Consider the following 15342-nt stretch of genomic DNA (forward strand, 5'->3'; position numbering starts at 1 on the left):
CAACAATTTTTAACACTTTTGTAATAATATTTTTACACATAGCGTTACAAATGTCACATGTAACGATATATTCTTCAAAAGCTGCAAATAAACCAAATAAAAACTTTTATATATCTAATAAAATAACCTTAACGATTTTATGTTATAATAAAACAAATTGATGCCAAAAGGAGACTATACATTTGAAAGCAGCATTTTATACATTGGGATGTAGAGTAAACAGTTATGATACACAGGCGATGACGGAATTATTCAAACAAAACGGATACGAAATAACGGATGCAGATAAAAAAGCTGATGTTTATGTAATCAATACCTGTGCAGTTACAAATGAAAGCGAAAGAAAAAGCAAACAAATAGTAAGAAGACTGAAAAAACAAAATGAAGATGCAATAGTTGTTCTTACAGGATGCTTTGCACAAAGCAACTTTGAAGAAGCAAAAAAAGTTGACAGCGCAGACATAATATGCGGAACACATCATAGAGAAAAAATAATCGATTATATAAATGACTTCATAAAACAAAAAAATAAAATATATAACATAGAAAACGACAATGAAGAATTCGATAAAGTTGGTATAACAACCTACGAAGGTAAAACCAGAGCGTTTTTAAAGGTGCAGGACGGATGTAATATGTTTTGCTCTTATTGTATAATCCCATATGCAAGAGGTATTTTAAAAAATGCAAGTGTCAAAAAAGTATTATCACAAATAGACGCTCTAAGTAAAAAAGGATATAAAGAAGTTGTAATAACAGGTATACACATAGCTTCATATAAAGCGGATACTGGAGAAAACTTAATAGATCTAATGGAAATCATCGATAAAGAAAACAAAATCGAAAGATTAAGACTAGGGTCATTGGAACCTAAATTATTAAGCGAAGAATTCCTAAATAGATTAAGCAAGCTTAAATCCTTCTGTCCCCATTTTCACATTTCTCTTCAAAGCGGATGCGACAAAACATTAAAAGAAATGAACAGAAAATATACCACACAAGAATATATAAACATAGTAAAAAGAGTAAGAAAATACTTTAAAAATCCGGGAATAACCACAGACATAATAGTCGGATTCCCTGGCGAAACAGAAGAAGATTTCAATATAACCAAAGAATTCACAAAAGAAATCGGCTTTTCCTATGTGCATATTTTCCCTTACTCCCCAAAACACGGAACCCCCGCAAGTACAATGCCAAATCAAATAAGCAAAGACATAAAAAGCAAAAGGGCAAAAGAACTTAAAGAAATTATGGAGAAAAAAAGAGCAGAATTTTTAGATAAAATGATAGGAACCACACAATATGTTCTTATAGAAAAAAAACTGCAAAATAAAAAATACGAAGGCTACAGCGAAAACTATATATATGTCGAATTAGAAAGTGAAAAAGATATATTCAATAAAATCGTAAAGGTAAAAATCACCGGTAAAAACGATACCCACTTGAAAGGCGAAATATTATGAAAATAGATTTACACATACACTCAAATGCAAGCGCCGACGGAGAAGTAAGTATAGAAAATATAATTGATATGTCAATATCAAAAGGACTTAAATATATTGCAGCAGCAGATCACGAAAGCATAGCAAATGTAAAAAACGGGTTGGACTATTCAAAAAACAAAGATATTACATTTATACCCGCAACGGAAATATTCGTATATCATAAAGGCAAACTACTTCATATGCTCGGATACGGAATTGATATTAACAATAAAGAATTAAACGAAGAGATAGAAAAAATATGGACAGGAAGAAAAGAAGGGATAAAAAAACAAATAGACTTAATCAGAAGCAAAGGACTTAAAATAAAAGAAGATGATGTATTTAGTTATGCCACAGGAGATATCCCTCTTTTATCAGCATATATACATGCAATATTAATAAATGACGAAAACAGAAATCATAGACTTGTTCACGGACTCGAAAATAACATAGAAAACATAATAACTTTATCCAGAGAAGCTTTTGGGGTCGGAAAGGAATTATATGCACCTACATATATGCCTGACAGTAAGCACTTAATAAAGATAATCAATAATGCAGGAGGAGTTGCAGTAATCGCACATCCAGGAGTTGACATTAAAAAAGACCTACATATTTTGGATGAACTTAAGGAGTATGGTATTAAAGGAATAGAAGCTTACTATACATCTCACACAAAAAAACAGACAGATACATATAAAAATTATGCAATAAAAAATAATTTATTCTATACATGCGGAAGCGATTTCCACGGAAGTTTCAAACCTAAAAACGAACTGGGCTGTGTACAAACGGACAATAATGAACAAGCAATAAATAATATATACAAATACTCAAAAAATTTACAACAAATTTAATCCTCATTAAAAATAAAGACCGTGATTTATCACGGTCTTTATTTATTCATTCAGTATTTTCATAAATTCTTCACCTGTTATGGTTTCTTTATCATAAAGAAACTTTGCAATTTCGTGAAGCTTCATTATATTGTCGCTTAATATTTGTTTTGCTTTTGCATATTGTTCATTTACCAACTCCACAACTTTCTTATCAATAACGGTTGCAGTATCGTTTGAACAGATAAGCGAAGTATCTCCGCCAAGATAAGCATTACTTTCAGTTTCCAACGCAACCATACCGAATTCATCACTCATACCAAACCTTGTAATCATTGCTCTCGCAAGCTTTGTTGCCTGTTCAATATCGTTGGAAGCACCTGTGGTAACAGAATTAAATATTAACTCTTCTGCAACTCTTCCTCCGGTGAATGTAGCAATTTTATTTTCAATTTCTTCTTTGCTCATCAAATTATGTTCACCCTCGTCAACCTGAAGAGTATACCCAAGAGCACCCGATGTTCTCGGTATTATGGTTATCTTTGTTACAGGAGCAGAATTTGTTTGTTTAGCCGCAACCAAAGCATGCCCAACTTCATGATAAGATACAATGAGTTTTTCTTTATCAGAAAGAACCTTATTCTTTTTCTGGTATCCGGCTATAACCGTCTCTATACTTTCTTCCAAATCTTGTTGTGTCACCTCTTTACGTCCGTTTCTTACGGCATGAAGAGCAGCTTCATTTATCATATTGGCAAGTTCTGCACCGCTTGCACCTGCCGCAGTTCTGGCTATAATGGAAAAATCCACATCCTTTGCAAGCTTTATATTTTTTGCATGGACTTTTAATATTTCTTCTCTTCCTTTTAAATCAGGAAGCTCAACCGGAATTCTCCTATCAAATCTTCCGGGTCTTAATAATGCAGGATCAAGAGAATCCGGCCTGTTTGACGCAGCCAAAATAATTACTCCTTTCGACGAGTCAAAACCGTCCATTTCGGTAAGTAACTGATTAAGGGTTTGTTCTCTCTCGTCATTCCCGCCTATATTCGCATTTCCTCTCTTTTTACCTATTGTATCAATTTCGTCTATAAATACAATACAAGGAGCCTTTTCATTTGCCTGCTTAAACAAGTCTCTTACTTTTGCAGCCCCCATACCGACAAACATTTCGACAAAATCCGAACCAGAAATAGAAAAGAAAGGAACATTTGCCTCTCCTGCAACTGCCTTTGCAAGCAATGTTTTACCTGTTCCGGGAGGTCCTACAAGCAAAGCTCCCTTTGGTATTTTGGCTCCTATTTGCTGATATCTGCCGGGGTTGTGAAGGAAATCAACTATTTCCGTCAAAGCCTCTTTCGCCTCATCTTCACCTGCGACATCATTAAATTTTACACCATCCGTTGACTTAACATATACCTTCGCATTACTCTTACCAAACTGCATGGTATTCAAACCGCCGGGGCCCATTCTTCCGGCCATTTTCTTATTTATAAAACTAAAGAAAACAGACATTATCACTATAGGAAGAATAAACCATATCAAAAAATTTGTAAAAGCAGAATTTTTTTCAACTATTTCACTTCCGAATTTTGCACCGCTTGCCTGGAGTCTGTCTACAAGTCCCGCGTCATTTACTATTCCTGTTTTATAAACATTTTGCGGATTTGATTTATCCGTAAATAGTATTTTATTTGATGTTATTTCCACCTGATCTATTTTTTTCTGTTCCGTCATAGATATAAAAGTACTGTATCCTACTTCTTTTACCCTTCTGGAACTCATCATCGGAATAATTACAGTATTCATTACTATAATTACTACTAGTAAAATCGCATACACAGAAAACGTTCGTTTTGTGCCTTTATCCATTTTATTCATTTATATTCTCCTTAATTTTTTATGTATCACATATAATATTGTCGCATAATTTTTTCAATAATCTTTCCAGTTCCTTTACTTCTTCATCCGTATAAAAACTTTTTACATATTTTTCCGTTTCCTCTTTCTTCTTATACATTTTTTCTTTTAAACACATAACTTTATCTGTAGGTATAATTTTTCTTTTTCTTTTATCCTTATTGCTTATCTCAATAACTATGAGATCTTTTGATTGAAGCCTTTTAAGTATACCTATTACCGTGGGATGAGTCAGATTTAGGTATTTTTCTATATCTTTTTGAAAAACCTCTTTATCCCCTCTCTCGCATAAATATTGCAGTACTTCCATTTGAGAAAAAGTCAAATCCAACTCTTTTAATTCGTTGTTTATGCGGGATATCATAGCGTCATTTATTCGTTTGAAATAAAATTCTATATTATCCATTTCATATCCCCTTTCAATTATGTAATATGCTACATAATTTTATTAAAAACAATATTCAAAGTCAATGATTTTCAAGAATTCTAATGTAATTTTAATTGACAAAAATAACATTGATTATTATAATTTATAATAGATTGTGATTACCACAAGAAGGGGTACACCACCACGGGTGTAGTTTTTTCTTGTGGTATTTTTTTATTAAAATCCAAAACCAACGACAATAAAGGAGGCAATATGATAAAAGTAAACGGAGAAATCTTAAACTTCGAAAATATTTCTTTAAAAGAACTGCTTTCAATCCTAAAATACGACATAAAAAAAATTGCAGTTGAAATAAATGAAGAAATAATAAGCAAAAAAGATTTTGACAATGTAATTGTAAAAGAAAACGATAAAATAGAAATAGTAAACTTTGTCGGAGGCGGCTGATAAAAATGATACCAACAAAAAACGATATAAACAAAATAATGGATTTAAGATTCACAAATGAAATTCACCAAAAATTAAAAGATGCAAAGGTAGGTATAGCAGGGCTTGGAGGCCTTGGCTCAAACATAGCTGCAATGCTTGCAAGAAGCGGGATCGGGAATATTCATATCGTTGATTTTGATAAAGTGGATTTAAGCAATTTAAACAGACAAAACTACTACATAAAGCACCTTGGTATGGATAAGACAACTGCAACAGAAAATATTTTAAAAGAAATAAATCCATACCTTAACATAAAAACAGATAATATAAAAATAACAGAAAAAAATGCCACACAAATATTCAAAGACGACGATATAATCTGTGAAGCATTTGATAAAGCAGAAACAAAAGCCATGTTTGTAAATACGTTTTTATCACAAAATAACGAAAAAAAAATAATTTCAGGAAACGGAATGGCAGGCTACAAAAGCTCCAATTTGATACAGACGAAAAGAAAAATGAAAAATTTATACATCTGCGGAGATGAAACGAGTGATATTGATGAGGGTATGGGACTTATGTCCCCAAGAGTAAACATATGTGCAGGACATGAAGCAAATATGGTAATACGGCTGATTTTGGGATATGAAGAAGTTTAAATTAAAGGAGATAGAAATGAAAGACACAAAAGACACTCTTAAAATAGGAAACAAAGAATTCAATTCAAGATTTATACTGGGTTCAGGCAAATACGATTTAAATTTAATAGATGCGGCAATAAAACATGCAGATGCCGAAATTATAACATTGGCGTTAAGAAGAGCAAACACAGAAAAAGGAGAAAATATTTTAGATTTTATTCCAAAAGAAATTACTTTACTTCCAAACACTTCCGGCGCAAGAAATGCAAAAGAGGCGGTACGAATTGCAAAACTGGCGAGAGAATTAGGCTGTGGAGACTTCATAAAAGTAGAAGTAATACACGAATCCAAATATCTTCTTCCGGATAATTACGAAACAATTAAAGCCACCGAAGAACTCGCAAAAGATGGATTTACAGTAATGCCTTATATGTACCCGGATTTAAATGCAGCAAGAGATATGGTTAATGCGGGAGCCTCATGTATTATGCCTTTGGCTGCACCGATAGGCTCTAATAAAGGGCTTTCAACAAAGGCATTTATAAACATATTAATAAACGAAATAGACCGCCCTATTATAGTAGACGCAGGACTTGGAAAGCCCAGTGAAGCCTGTGAGGTAATGGAAATGGGAGCAGATGCTGTAATGGTAAATACAGCAATCGCAACGGCAAAAAATATCCCTCTTATGGCAAGAGCTTTTAAGGAAGCAATAAATGCGGGACGAAATGCATATCTTGCAGGTCTCGGCAGAGTTATAGAAGAAGGAGCAGTGTCTTCATCTCCTTTAACAGGATTTTTAAGAGACTAGGAGACAATAAAATGAAGAACATTAACGAAATGCGAAAAGTAAATCATATGGAATATATGGAAGGAATGGAGCAAATTCCTTCTGACATCATGAATAAGGTCATAAAAGAAATGAATAACACAAACTTTGATATATTTACCGAAGATGATGTTATAAGAGCCCTTGGAAAAGACGAAAAAGATATAGATGATTTCAAAGCACTATTATCTCCGGCTGCCTTACCTTTTCTTGAAGATATTGCTAAAGCAGCAAAAAGAGAAACAAGCAAACATTTTGGAAACTCTGTTTACCTGTTTACACCAATATACATATCAAATTACTGTGAAAACTACTGTATATACTGCGGATTTAATTGCTACAACAAAATAAAAAGAGCAAAACTTCCTTATGAAGACATAAAAAAAGAAATGGAAGCAATAAGTAAAACAGGAATAGAAGAAATACTGATACTTACCGGAGAAAGCAGAAAGATGTCCGATGTAAAATACATAGCCAAATCCTGTGAAATAGCAAAAAAATATTTTAAAAACGTCGGGGTAGAAGTTTATCCGATGAATACCGATGAATATAGATACCTACATGAACACGGGGCTGATTTTGTTACAGTATTCCAGGAAACATATAATTCCGACAAATATGAAACGCTGCATCTAATGGGGCATAAAAGAATATTCCCGTATAGGTTTAATGCACAGGAAAGAGCCATAAGAGGAGGAATGAGAGGTGTAGCATTCGCTGCACTGCTGGGATTAGATGATTTTAGAAAAGACGCACTGGCAACGGGACTACATGCATATTACCTACAAAGAAAATACCCACATGCAGAAATATCTTTTTCATGCCCAAGACTCAGACCTATAATAAACAATGATAAAATAAACCCTAAAGATGTACATGAAACACAACTTTTGCAAGTTATGTGCGCATACAGACTTTTTATGCCTTTTGCGGGACTTACCATATCAACAAGAGAAAGAAAAGGATTCAGAGATAACGTTATAGGGATGTGTGCAACAAAGATATCCGCAGGGGTAAGTACCGGTATAGGAAGCCATACTGACGATGTACAAGAAAAAGGTGACGATCAATTTGAAATTTGTGACAACAGAAGCCTTGATGAAGTAATAAATTCCATAAAGGATAAAGGGCTTCAACCCGTAATGAATGAATATGTATACATATCATAATATTATTTGCATTACAAACAGAAAAATCTGTAACATCAATTTTGAAAAGCGGATAAATCAAATTTGCAAAAAACATCCTAAATCCATAATATTGAGAGAAAAAGATATGAGCGAAAAAGATTATCTACATCTGGCAGAAAATATCATCAAAATCACCAATAAAAACAATACGGAATTAATACTTCATAATTTTATAAATGCAGCAATGGAATTGGGAATAAAGAAAATACACCTTCCCTTACAGAAAGCAGAAGAGAACAAATCACAATTAAAATACTTTAATACTGTAGGGATATCGGTACATTCAAAAGAAGAAGCAAAAAAAGCAATGATGCTCGGTGCTTCATACATAACCGCAGGGCATATATTCGAAACAGACTGCAAAAAAGGACTTAAAGGACGAGGCCTGGATTTTTTAAAAGATATTAAAGATACATCAAATATACCCGTTTATGCAATTGGAGGAATAAATAAAAACAACATAGAAAAAACATTATCGGCAGGTGCAGACGGAGTATGTATCATGTCCGAATTTATGAAAGGAAATATATAAAAAGGAATGCGTATGCATTCCTTTTTATTCAACCAAATATTTATTTTCTTTTAAAGCTTTATGAACCAAATCTAGAATATCTTCACTTTCAGCCTCTACGGTATGATAATGATAATTTGAAGTTGTATTCTTAAGCGGTTTTGATTTCCCCTGATTTATCCCGTCGACAAAGTTCATTACATCTCTTCTGGAAGAAACATCAAGTTTTGCCATAAGCCTGCCGTAAACTTTATGATTTACAAACACATCAACAACTTTCGCACCCAAATCCACAATAGTATTTAACTCATCTATAATCTCATCATCACTGTGATAAACTTTAAATACTCTTTGACAGTTCTTTTTTCCGTTTATAATATAACCTCTGTGTGTAGAAATAATATCGTTATTTTCAGCTCTCAGAAGTGCAATATCCTGAACAATAACCTGTCTGCTTACTTTCAACTTTTCAGCCAAAGCACTTCCGGAAACAGGTTCCATATTATATCTGATTATATTTAATATTTCTTTTCTTCTACTCTTTGCATCCATTCTCGACTTCCTTACACCGCATGTAAATTTTTCATAGATATATCAAGAATTTTTGAAGAATGAGTCAAAGCTCCGCTAGAAATATAATCAACACCTATATCCGTCAATAACTTTATATTTTCCTTTGTTACATTACCCGAACACTCAGTAACAGCTCTGCCTTTACACATACTTACCGCTTTTTGCATATCTTCTTTGCACATGTTATCGAGCATAATAATATCAGCACCGGCTTCCAAAGCTTCTTCCAACATATCCAGCGTTTCCACTTCAACTTCTATTTTCCTTACGAAAGGTGCATATTCTTTTGCCATTTCAACAGCTTCTTTTACTCCGCCCGCAGCAGCTATATGGTTATCTTTTAACAGTATTCCGTCGGATAAGTTATATCTGTGATTATATCCGCCACCGACTTTTACTGCGTATTTTTCAAACACTCTCATATTCGGAGTGGTTTTTCTTGTATCGAGAAGTTTCGTTTTACTACCATTTAATAACTTTACAACCTCAGCTGTATAAGTAGCTATTCCACTCATTCTCTGAAGGTAATTAAGTGCAGTTCTCTCCCCGGAAAGAAGTACTCTTATATCACCTCTTACAATACCCATAACCTGTCTGTTTTTCACAGTGTCACCGTCTTTAACATAAAATTCAACTTCGGTATTATCATCCAATAGTTCAAAAGTTCTTTTAAATACCTCGAGTCCAGCTATAACACCATCTTCCTTACATATAAGTTCTACTTCACCTTTTTTATATTCTCTCATAACGGCATTTGTCGTAATATCTTCACTTGTTATATCTTCTCTTAGCGCCTGCATTATCAAGTTATCCATATTAAGCTTTACTGTATTTTGATTGTTCATAATGATTTTTACCCCTTTCAATTTCTTCCAAAACAATTTCCTTGTAAGAATTCTTTAAACAAGCAAAATCTTCATATTTATCCAAATTAACACTAAAATTTAATTTAGGTAATTGTTCACAAGTAAGAATTATATCTTTTGCCGCTCTCTTTGCGAATACCAAACTTTCGAGCAAAGAGTTGCTGGCGAGCCTGTTCTTTCCGTGAACACCGTTACAGCTCGTTTCCCCTACCGCATATAAATGTTCCATAGAGGTTTTTGAATTATAATCAACTTCAATACCACCCATAAAATAATGCTGAGAAGGAACAACTGGAATGCACTCTTTAGTAACATCAAATCCTTCTTCAAGACAATGCCTATAAATATTCGGGAAATGCGCTTTTATATCCTTTTCATCAATCGGAGCAAAAGATAACCATACATACTCGGTATTATCTTTCTTCATCTGCTCAAGTATTTTCTTTGTAAGAATATCCCTTGGCAAAAGTTCATTTGCAAAACGTTCTTTATTCTTATTTAAAAGAATTGCACCTTCACCTCTTACCGATTCGGAGATTAGAAATCTCCTGCCCTTTTTCTTCGAATAAAGAGTGGTTGGATGTATTTGTATATAATCCAAATTCTTTGTCTTTATATTATTATTCAGCGCAATGGCCACTGCGTCTGCAGTAATATGAGGAAAATTAGTTGAATTATCATAAAGTCCGCCTATTCCACCGCATGCAAAAACAGTATAGTCAGCAATAAACGTAATAATATCACCTTTTTTGTCCTTTGCTACAACGCCATAACACACGTTTTCTTTTTTTATAATATCCACCATGGTAAAATGTTCCATAATGTCGATATTATCTCTTTTTTTTGCTTCATCAAGTAATTTGGAAGTGATTTCTTTTCCTGTTATATCCTCATGAAACAAAATTCTTGCGGAAGAGTGTGCTCCCTCTTTGGTATAAACATACCCATCCTTTTGCTTTTGAAAAATAACACCAAAATCTTCCAAGTCATTTAAAATATCCGGAGATGATTTAATCATTATCTCTACGGCCTTTTTATCATTTTCATAATGTCCGGCTCTCATTGTATCTTCAAAATAACTTGAATAATCTTTTTCGTCTTTTAATACACACATACCGCCTTGTGCAAGAAAAGAATCACTGTTCTCCGCTTTATCTTTTGTTATGACAATTACTTTTTTATCTTTGGGAAGATTGAGGGCAGTAAACAATCCTGCAGCGCCGCTTCCCACAATTATGATATCCGTCTTAACTTTCATATTTTAAACCCTGAATTATTTCCCCATCTCAAGCATTCTCTTTAAAGGTATATATGCTTTTTTCATAAGTTCTTTATCCAATATTACTTCAGACTCGTTATTAACCAATGAATTAAGCACCTTTTCCAATGTTATTTTTTTCATATCCGGGCAACATTGTCCGATACCCAAATCATAAAATTTCTTATTTGGATTTTTACATCTAAGTTCATATAATACACCCAGTTCGGTTACAACAATAAATTCCTTTTCATCGCTTTCAGTGGCATAATCTATAATTCCTGAGGTACTACCTATATAATCTGCTAACTTCAAAACATCGTCTGTACATTCAGGATGAACCATTACTTTTGCATTCGGATATTTTTCTTTTACCCTAAGAAGATTTTTCTTTGTCATATCTTTATGAATAGGGCAATATCCGTCATTAAAAATAAAGTTTTTTTCAGGCAATTTCCCTGCCACATATCGTCCCAAATTTTCATCGGGAATAAAGAAAATATTTTTACTTGAAATATTTTTAACTATCTTTAACGCATTTGAAGAAGTTACACAAACATCAGAATAAGACTTCAATTTTGCACTGGAATTTACATAGCAAACAACAGAAACATCCTCATAAAGCTTCTTTATTTCCTGAATTTTCTCTATACTTGCCATATGAGCCATAGGACAATCGGCAGAAGCATCCGGCATTAAAACTTTCTTCTTTGGATTTAATATCTTCGCGCTTTCTCCCATAAAAGAAACTCCACAAAATACAATCGTATCTTCTTTTACAGTAGTAGCTATCTTAGCAAGATAAAAAGAATCTCCGACATAATCCGCTATTTCCTGAATCTCGTCTTCTACATAATAATGAGCGAGAATTACGGCATTCTTCTCTTTTTTCAACTCATTTATTCTTTTTACAATATCGTTCATATTTTTCTCCTTAAAGAATTTGAAAATAATTATATCACTAAACTTGACATATGACAAGACAGTTGTCAAAAATATTGTAAATGAAAATATTTATTAAATTCAAATATTTTTACTTTTATTTCACACAATTATGATAAAATGTATTAATATCAGTTAGTTACTGTAACCTAACTTAATATGATATAAGGAGGAAAACATGCTCATTCATTCTTTGGAACATGCCTTTATAGATAGCATAAAGATATTTCCATTCTTACTTTTAACGTACATTATATTGGAATTCATTGAACATAAAACAAGCGATAAATTTGTACATATAATAGAAAAATCAGGATTTCTCGGTCCTATTTTCGGAAGTATACTAGGGGTAATTCCCCAATGCGGATTTTCAACGGTAGCCTCAAATTTTTATGCAGGAAGAATTATTACACTTGGAACATTGATATCAATATACCTATCCACTTCCGATGAAATGCTTCCGATTCTAATAGCAAACAACGCACCATTATCTTTAATACTAAAAATATTGTTGATAAAAGTAGTAATCGGAATGTTTTTTGGTATTATAATAGACTTGCTTTTCAAAAAGACATATATAGATAAAAACATGCATATGGGACACAGCGACAACCATATGCATGACGATTGCAAACAAGAAGAAAGTTTTTTAATATCCGCAGCAAAACATACACTAAATATTTTTATATTCATTTTTGTCTTTACATTTATATTAAATATATTTATAGAATTTATAGGAGAAGACAGCCTTTCGACATTCATATTAAATAAACCCGTTATCGGTTCATTATTATCGGGTATCGTCGGGCTTATACCAAACTGTGCGGGTTCTGTAATAATAACAGATTTATATCTAAACGGAGGTATAGGTTTCGGTGCAATGATATCAGGACTTCTTATAAGTGCAGGAGTGGGGCTTCTCGTGCTTTTCAAGGTAAATAAAGATAAGAAAGAAAATATCAAAATAGTATTTATACTTTACACAATAGGAGTATTATGCGGAATATTTATCGATCTTTTTAACTTATGGTATAAATTATAAATAAAATGCAAAATAAAAACATACTTTAACAATGCCATAAAAAATATTCTTAACAAAAAAACCTCTTTGAATTTTCAAAGAGGTTTTTATTTTTTATTAAAAACTACATCATAGGAGGTGTCATTTGAGGAGCGTTGTCTTCAGATTTAATATCAGCAACACTGGCTTCTGTTGTAAGGAACATAGCACTTACACTTGCAGCATTTTGCATTGCAGATCTTGCAACTTTTGTTGGGTCAACAATACCGGCTTCAACCATATCTTTATATTCAAAGTTGTAAGCATCGAAACCTTTGCCTTTTTCTTCATTTAATAATTTATCAACAACTACACTTCCTTCTACACCTGCATTATAAGCAATTTGTCTTAAAGGTGTTTCTACAGCCTTTCTTATGATGGCGGCCCCTGTTTTTTCATCTCCTTCAAGAGATTCAACCAATTCATCCAAAGCAGGAATTGTAGCAATCATAGCGCTTCCGCCTCCAGGAACGATACCTTCTTCCACAGCGGCTCTTGTAGCATTCAAAGCGTCTTCTATTCTGTATTTCTTTTCTTTCATTTCTGTTTCTGTAGCAGCACCTACTTGAATTACGGCTACACCACCTGAAAGTTTTGCAAGTCTTTCTTGTAATTTTTCTTTATCGTATTCTGAAGTTGTTTCAGGAATTTGAGCCTTAATTTGGTTTCTTCTGTCTTCAATCTTATCAGCATCACCTTGACCTTCAACAATAATGGTATTTTCTTTGTCAACCCTTACTTGGCTTGCTCTTCCTAGCATATCAAGTGTTGTAGATTTAAGATCCATACCAAGATCTTCACTTATAACTGTACCGCCTGTAAGTATAGCCAAATCATCAAGCATAGCTTTTCTTCTATCTCCAAATCCAGGAGCTTTAACAGCAACACAGTTAATTACGCCTCTTAATTTATTAACGATTAGAGTTGAAAGCGCTTCTCCTTCAATATCATCTGCAATAATCAATAAGCTGCCGCCTGCTTGTTGCAATTCTGTTAAAACAGGTAAAATTTCTTGCATATTGCTGATTTTTTTATCAGTTAATAGTATATATGGTTTATCATATACACATTCCATTTTTTCTACATCCGTAGCCATATATGCAGATAAATAACCTCTGTCAAATTGCATACCTTCAGTAAATTCAAGTTCAACTTTCATTGACTTTCCTTCTTCGATTGTAATAACACCGTCATTACCTACTTTTTCCATTGCTTCTGAAATAAGTTCTCCAACGGTTTCATCAGCTGAAGAGTTTGCCGCAACTTGAGCAATAGCCTTTTTACCTTCAACAGGTTTTGAAATTTTCTTAAGTTCTTCAACAAATTTATCAACTGCTTTTTCGATACCTTTTTTAAGTACCATAGGATTTGCACCTGCTGCTACATTCTTAAGTCCTTCACTTATAATTGCCTGTGTAAGGATAGTAGCGGTTGTTGTACCGTCTCCGGCAGCATCGTTTGTATTTGTCGCAACTTCTTTTACAAGTTGTGCACCCATATTTTCAAATTGATCTTCAAGTTCTATTTCTCTTGCAATCGTAACACCGTCATTGGTAATAATAGGAGAACCGAAACTCTTACCTAAAACAACGTTTCTTCCTCTTGGTCCAAGGGTTACTTTTACAGTATTCGCTAATTTATCAACTCCGGCTTTTAAACCTTCTCTTGCTTCTGTACCATGTTTAATTTCTTTTGCCATTTTATATCACCTTTCCTTTTCACTCTCAATTATTTAACTATAGCTAAAATTTCGCTTTGTCTTATAATAAGATATTCTTCACCTTCAAGTTTAACTTCAGAACCGGCATATTTAGAATAAATAACCGTATCACCTTCTTTTACATCTAAAGCTACTTTCTTTCCGTCTACGATTTCACCAGATCCTACAGCTATAACTTCACCCATAACAGGTTTTTCTTTTGCTGTATCAGGTAAAATAATACCTGTAGCTGTTTTATTTTCTTCTTCTTTTACTTTGATTACGACTTTGTCGCCAAGTGGTTGTAATTTCATTTCTTACTCACTCCTCCTAAGAATTATATTTAATAGTTACAATCATTTTTCGTTAGCACTCGACTATCTTGAGTGCTAATAGTATTTTAGCACACTTACATTTATTGTCAATACTATTTTATAAAAAAATTGATTATATTTAAAAATTATTAATTTGCTCAAAATACCATAAAAATAAATATCCGTATCATAATACAAATAAACAGTACCTCTTAAAACAGAATAACATAATACCATTCAAAAAAAGAAAGATTAAAAATCTTTCTTTTTCCCGTCTAATATATATTCTCTTTTTACTCTTTTATTTATACAACAAAGGAGTTCATATGGAATAGTACCGCACAAATCTGCTAAGTCTGAAACATCTATATTTTCACCAAACAATTCAACATCATCACC

The 15342-nt window shown here is 33.0% G+C and carries 17 protein-coding genes; 8 read left to right on the forward strand and 9 right to left on the reverse strand.

The window, feature by feature from the left end:
- Positions 1-182 precede the first annotated feature (182 nt).
- Complete coding sequence (gene mtaB / locus QZ357_RS02025) at positions 183-1466, forward strand: tRNA (N(6)-L-threonylcarbamoyladenosine(37)-C(2))-methylthiotransferase MtaB (protein WP_290771239.1); 1284 nt, start codon at positions 183-185, stop codon at positions 1464-1466.
- Entirely contained in the window at positions 1463-2344 is an 882-nt protein-coding gene (locus tag QZ357_RS02030) for a PHP domain-containing protein (RefSeq protein WP_290771241.1), read from the forward strand. The genes mtaB and QZ357_RS02030 overlap by 4 nt, the downstream gene beginning before the upstream one ends.
- A 42-nt stretch (positions 2345-2386) precedes the next feature.
- On the opposite strand, the gene ftsH is transcribed toward QZ357_RS02030, so the two are convergent.
- Both ftsH and QZ357_RS02040 read right to left on the reverse strand, forming a co-directional pair.
- Positions 2387-4204: an ATP-dependent zinc metalloprotease FtsH gene (gene ftsH / locus QZ357_RS02035; protein WP_290771243.1), complete on the reverse strand. Its 1818-nt coding sequence runs from the start codon at positions 4202-4204 to the stop codon at positions 2387-2389.
- A 19-nt stretch (positions 4205-4223) separates the two neighbouring features.
- Positions 4224-4649 (reverse strand): MarR family transcriptional regulator, encoded by a 426-nt coding sequence (locus QZ357_RS02040; protein ID WP_290771245.1) that lies wholly within the window; start codon positions 4647-4649, stop codon positions 4224-4226.
- Positions 4650-4883: 234 nt separating this feature from the next.
- Here QZ357_RS02040 and thiS point away from each other — a divergent pair, with 234 nt between their 5' ends.
- From thiS to QZ357_RS02065, 5 genes are read left to right on the forward strand one after another with little or no spacing between them, the layout of a single operon-like run.
- Positions 4884-5078: a sulfur carrier protein ThiS gene (gene thiS, locus QZ357_RS02045; protein WP_290771247.1), complete on the forward strand. Its 195-nt coding sequence runs from the start codon at positions 4884-4886 to the stop codon at positions 5076-5078.
- 5 nt (positions 5079-5083) lie between these two features.
- Positions 5084-5719 carry a sulfur carrier protein ThiS adenylyltransferase ThiF gene (gene thiF, locus QZ357_RS02050; protein WP_290771250.1) on the forward strand — a complete coding sequence of 212 codons (636 nt, stop codon included), beginning with the start codon at positions 5084-5086 and terminating at the stop codon, positions 5717-5719.
- A 16-nt stretch (positions 5720-5735) separates the two neighbouring features.
- Positions 5736-6512, forward strand: a complete 777-nt coding sequence (locus tag QZ357_RS02055; protein WP_290771252.1) for a thiazole synthase — start codon at positions 5736-5738, stop codon at positions 6510-6512.
- A gap of 11 nt (positions 6513-6523) precedes the next feature.
- A complete protein-coding gene (gene thiH / locus QZ357_RS02060) occupies positions 6524-7699 on the forward strand; it encodes a 2-iminoacetate synthase ThiH (protein ID WP_290771254.1) in 1176 nt (391 codons plus the stop codon).
- A complete protein-coding gene (locus tag QZ357_RS02065) occupies positions 7683-8252 on the forward strand; it encodes a thiamine phosphate synthase (RefSeq protein WP_290771256.1) in 570 nt (189 codons plus the stop codon). Before thiH ends, QZ357_RS02065 begins: the two co-directional genes overlap by 17 nt.
- 24 nt (positions 8253-8276) lie before the next feature.
- Here QZ357_RS02065 and QZ357_RS02070 read toward each other — a convergent pair whose 3' ends face one another.
- From QZ357_RS02070 to nadA, 4 genes are read right to left on the reverse strand one after another with little or no spacing between them, the layout of a single operon-like run.
- On the reverse strand, positions 8277-8783 hold the full coding sequence (locus tag QZ357_RS02070; protein ID WP_290771257.1) for a transcription repressor NadR: 507 nt from the start codon (positions 8781-8783) through the stop codon (positions 8277-8279).
- An 11-nt stretch (positions 8784-8794) separates the two neighbouring features.
- Positions 8795-9649: a carboxylating nicotinate-nucleotide diphosphorylase gene (gene nadC, locus QZ357_RS02075; RefSeq protein ID WP_290771258.1), complete on the reverse strand. Its 855-nt coding sequence runs from the start codon at positions 9647-9649 to the stop codon at positions 8795-8797.
- The gene (locus QZ357_RS02080) at positions 9621-10928 is read right to left on the reverse strand and encodes an L-aspartate oxidase (RefSeq protein ID WP_290771260.1); all 1308 of its coding nucleotides are present in this window, start codon (positions 10926-10928) and stop codon (positions 9621-9623) included. The genes nadC and QZ357_RS02080 overlap by 29 nt, the downstream gene beginning before the upstream one ends.
- A gap of 15 nt (positions 10929-10943) precedes the next feature.
- A complete protein-coding gene (nadA, locus tag QZ357_RS02085) occupies positions 10944-11852 on the reverse strand; it encodes a quinolinate synthase NadA (RefSeq protein WP_290771262.1) in 909 nt (302 codons plus the stop codon).
- 196 nt (positions 11853-12048) lie between these two features.
- Here nadA and QZ357_RS02090 point away from each other — a divergent pair, with 196 nt between their 5' ends.
- Positions 12049-12912 carry a putative manganese transporter gene (locus QZ357_RS02090; protein ID WP_290771264.1) on the forward strand — a complete coding sequence of 288 codons (864 nt, stop codon included), beginning with the start codon at positions 12049-12051 and terminating at the stop codon, positions 12910-12912.
- A gap of 103 nt (positions 12913-13015) precedes the next feature.
- Here QZ357_RS02090 and groL read toward each other — a convergent pair whose 3' ends face one another.
- The 3 genes from groL to QZ357_RS09810 all read right to left on the reverse strand — a co-directional run.
- Positions 13016-14629, reverse strand: a complete 1614-nt coding sequence (groL, locus tag QZ357_RS02095; protein ID WP_290771266.1) for a chaperonin GroEL — start codon at positions 14627-14629, stop codon at positions 13016-13018.
- A 29-nt stretch (positions 14630-14658) separates the two neighbouring features.
- Entirely contained in the window at positions 14659-14943 is a 285-nt protein-coding gene (gene groES / locus QZ357_RS02100; protein WP_290771268.1) for a co-chaperone GroES, read from the reverse strand.
- A gap of 252 nt (positions 14944-15195) precedes the next feature.
- Positions 15196-15342, reverse strand: a 147-nt coding sequence (locus tag QZ357_RS09810) for an alanine racemase C-terminal domain-containing protein (RefSeq protein WP_366934112.1), incomplete at its 5' end; no start/stop codon positions are given.

It is taken from the genome of Anaerofustis sp., from assembly GCF_019420015.1.
Lineage (GTDB): Bacteria > Bacillota > Clostridia > Eubacteriales > Anaerofustaceae > Anaerofustis.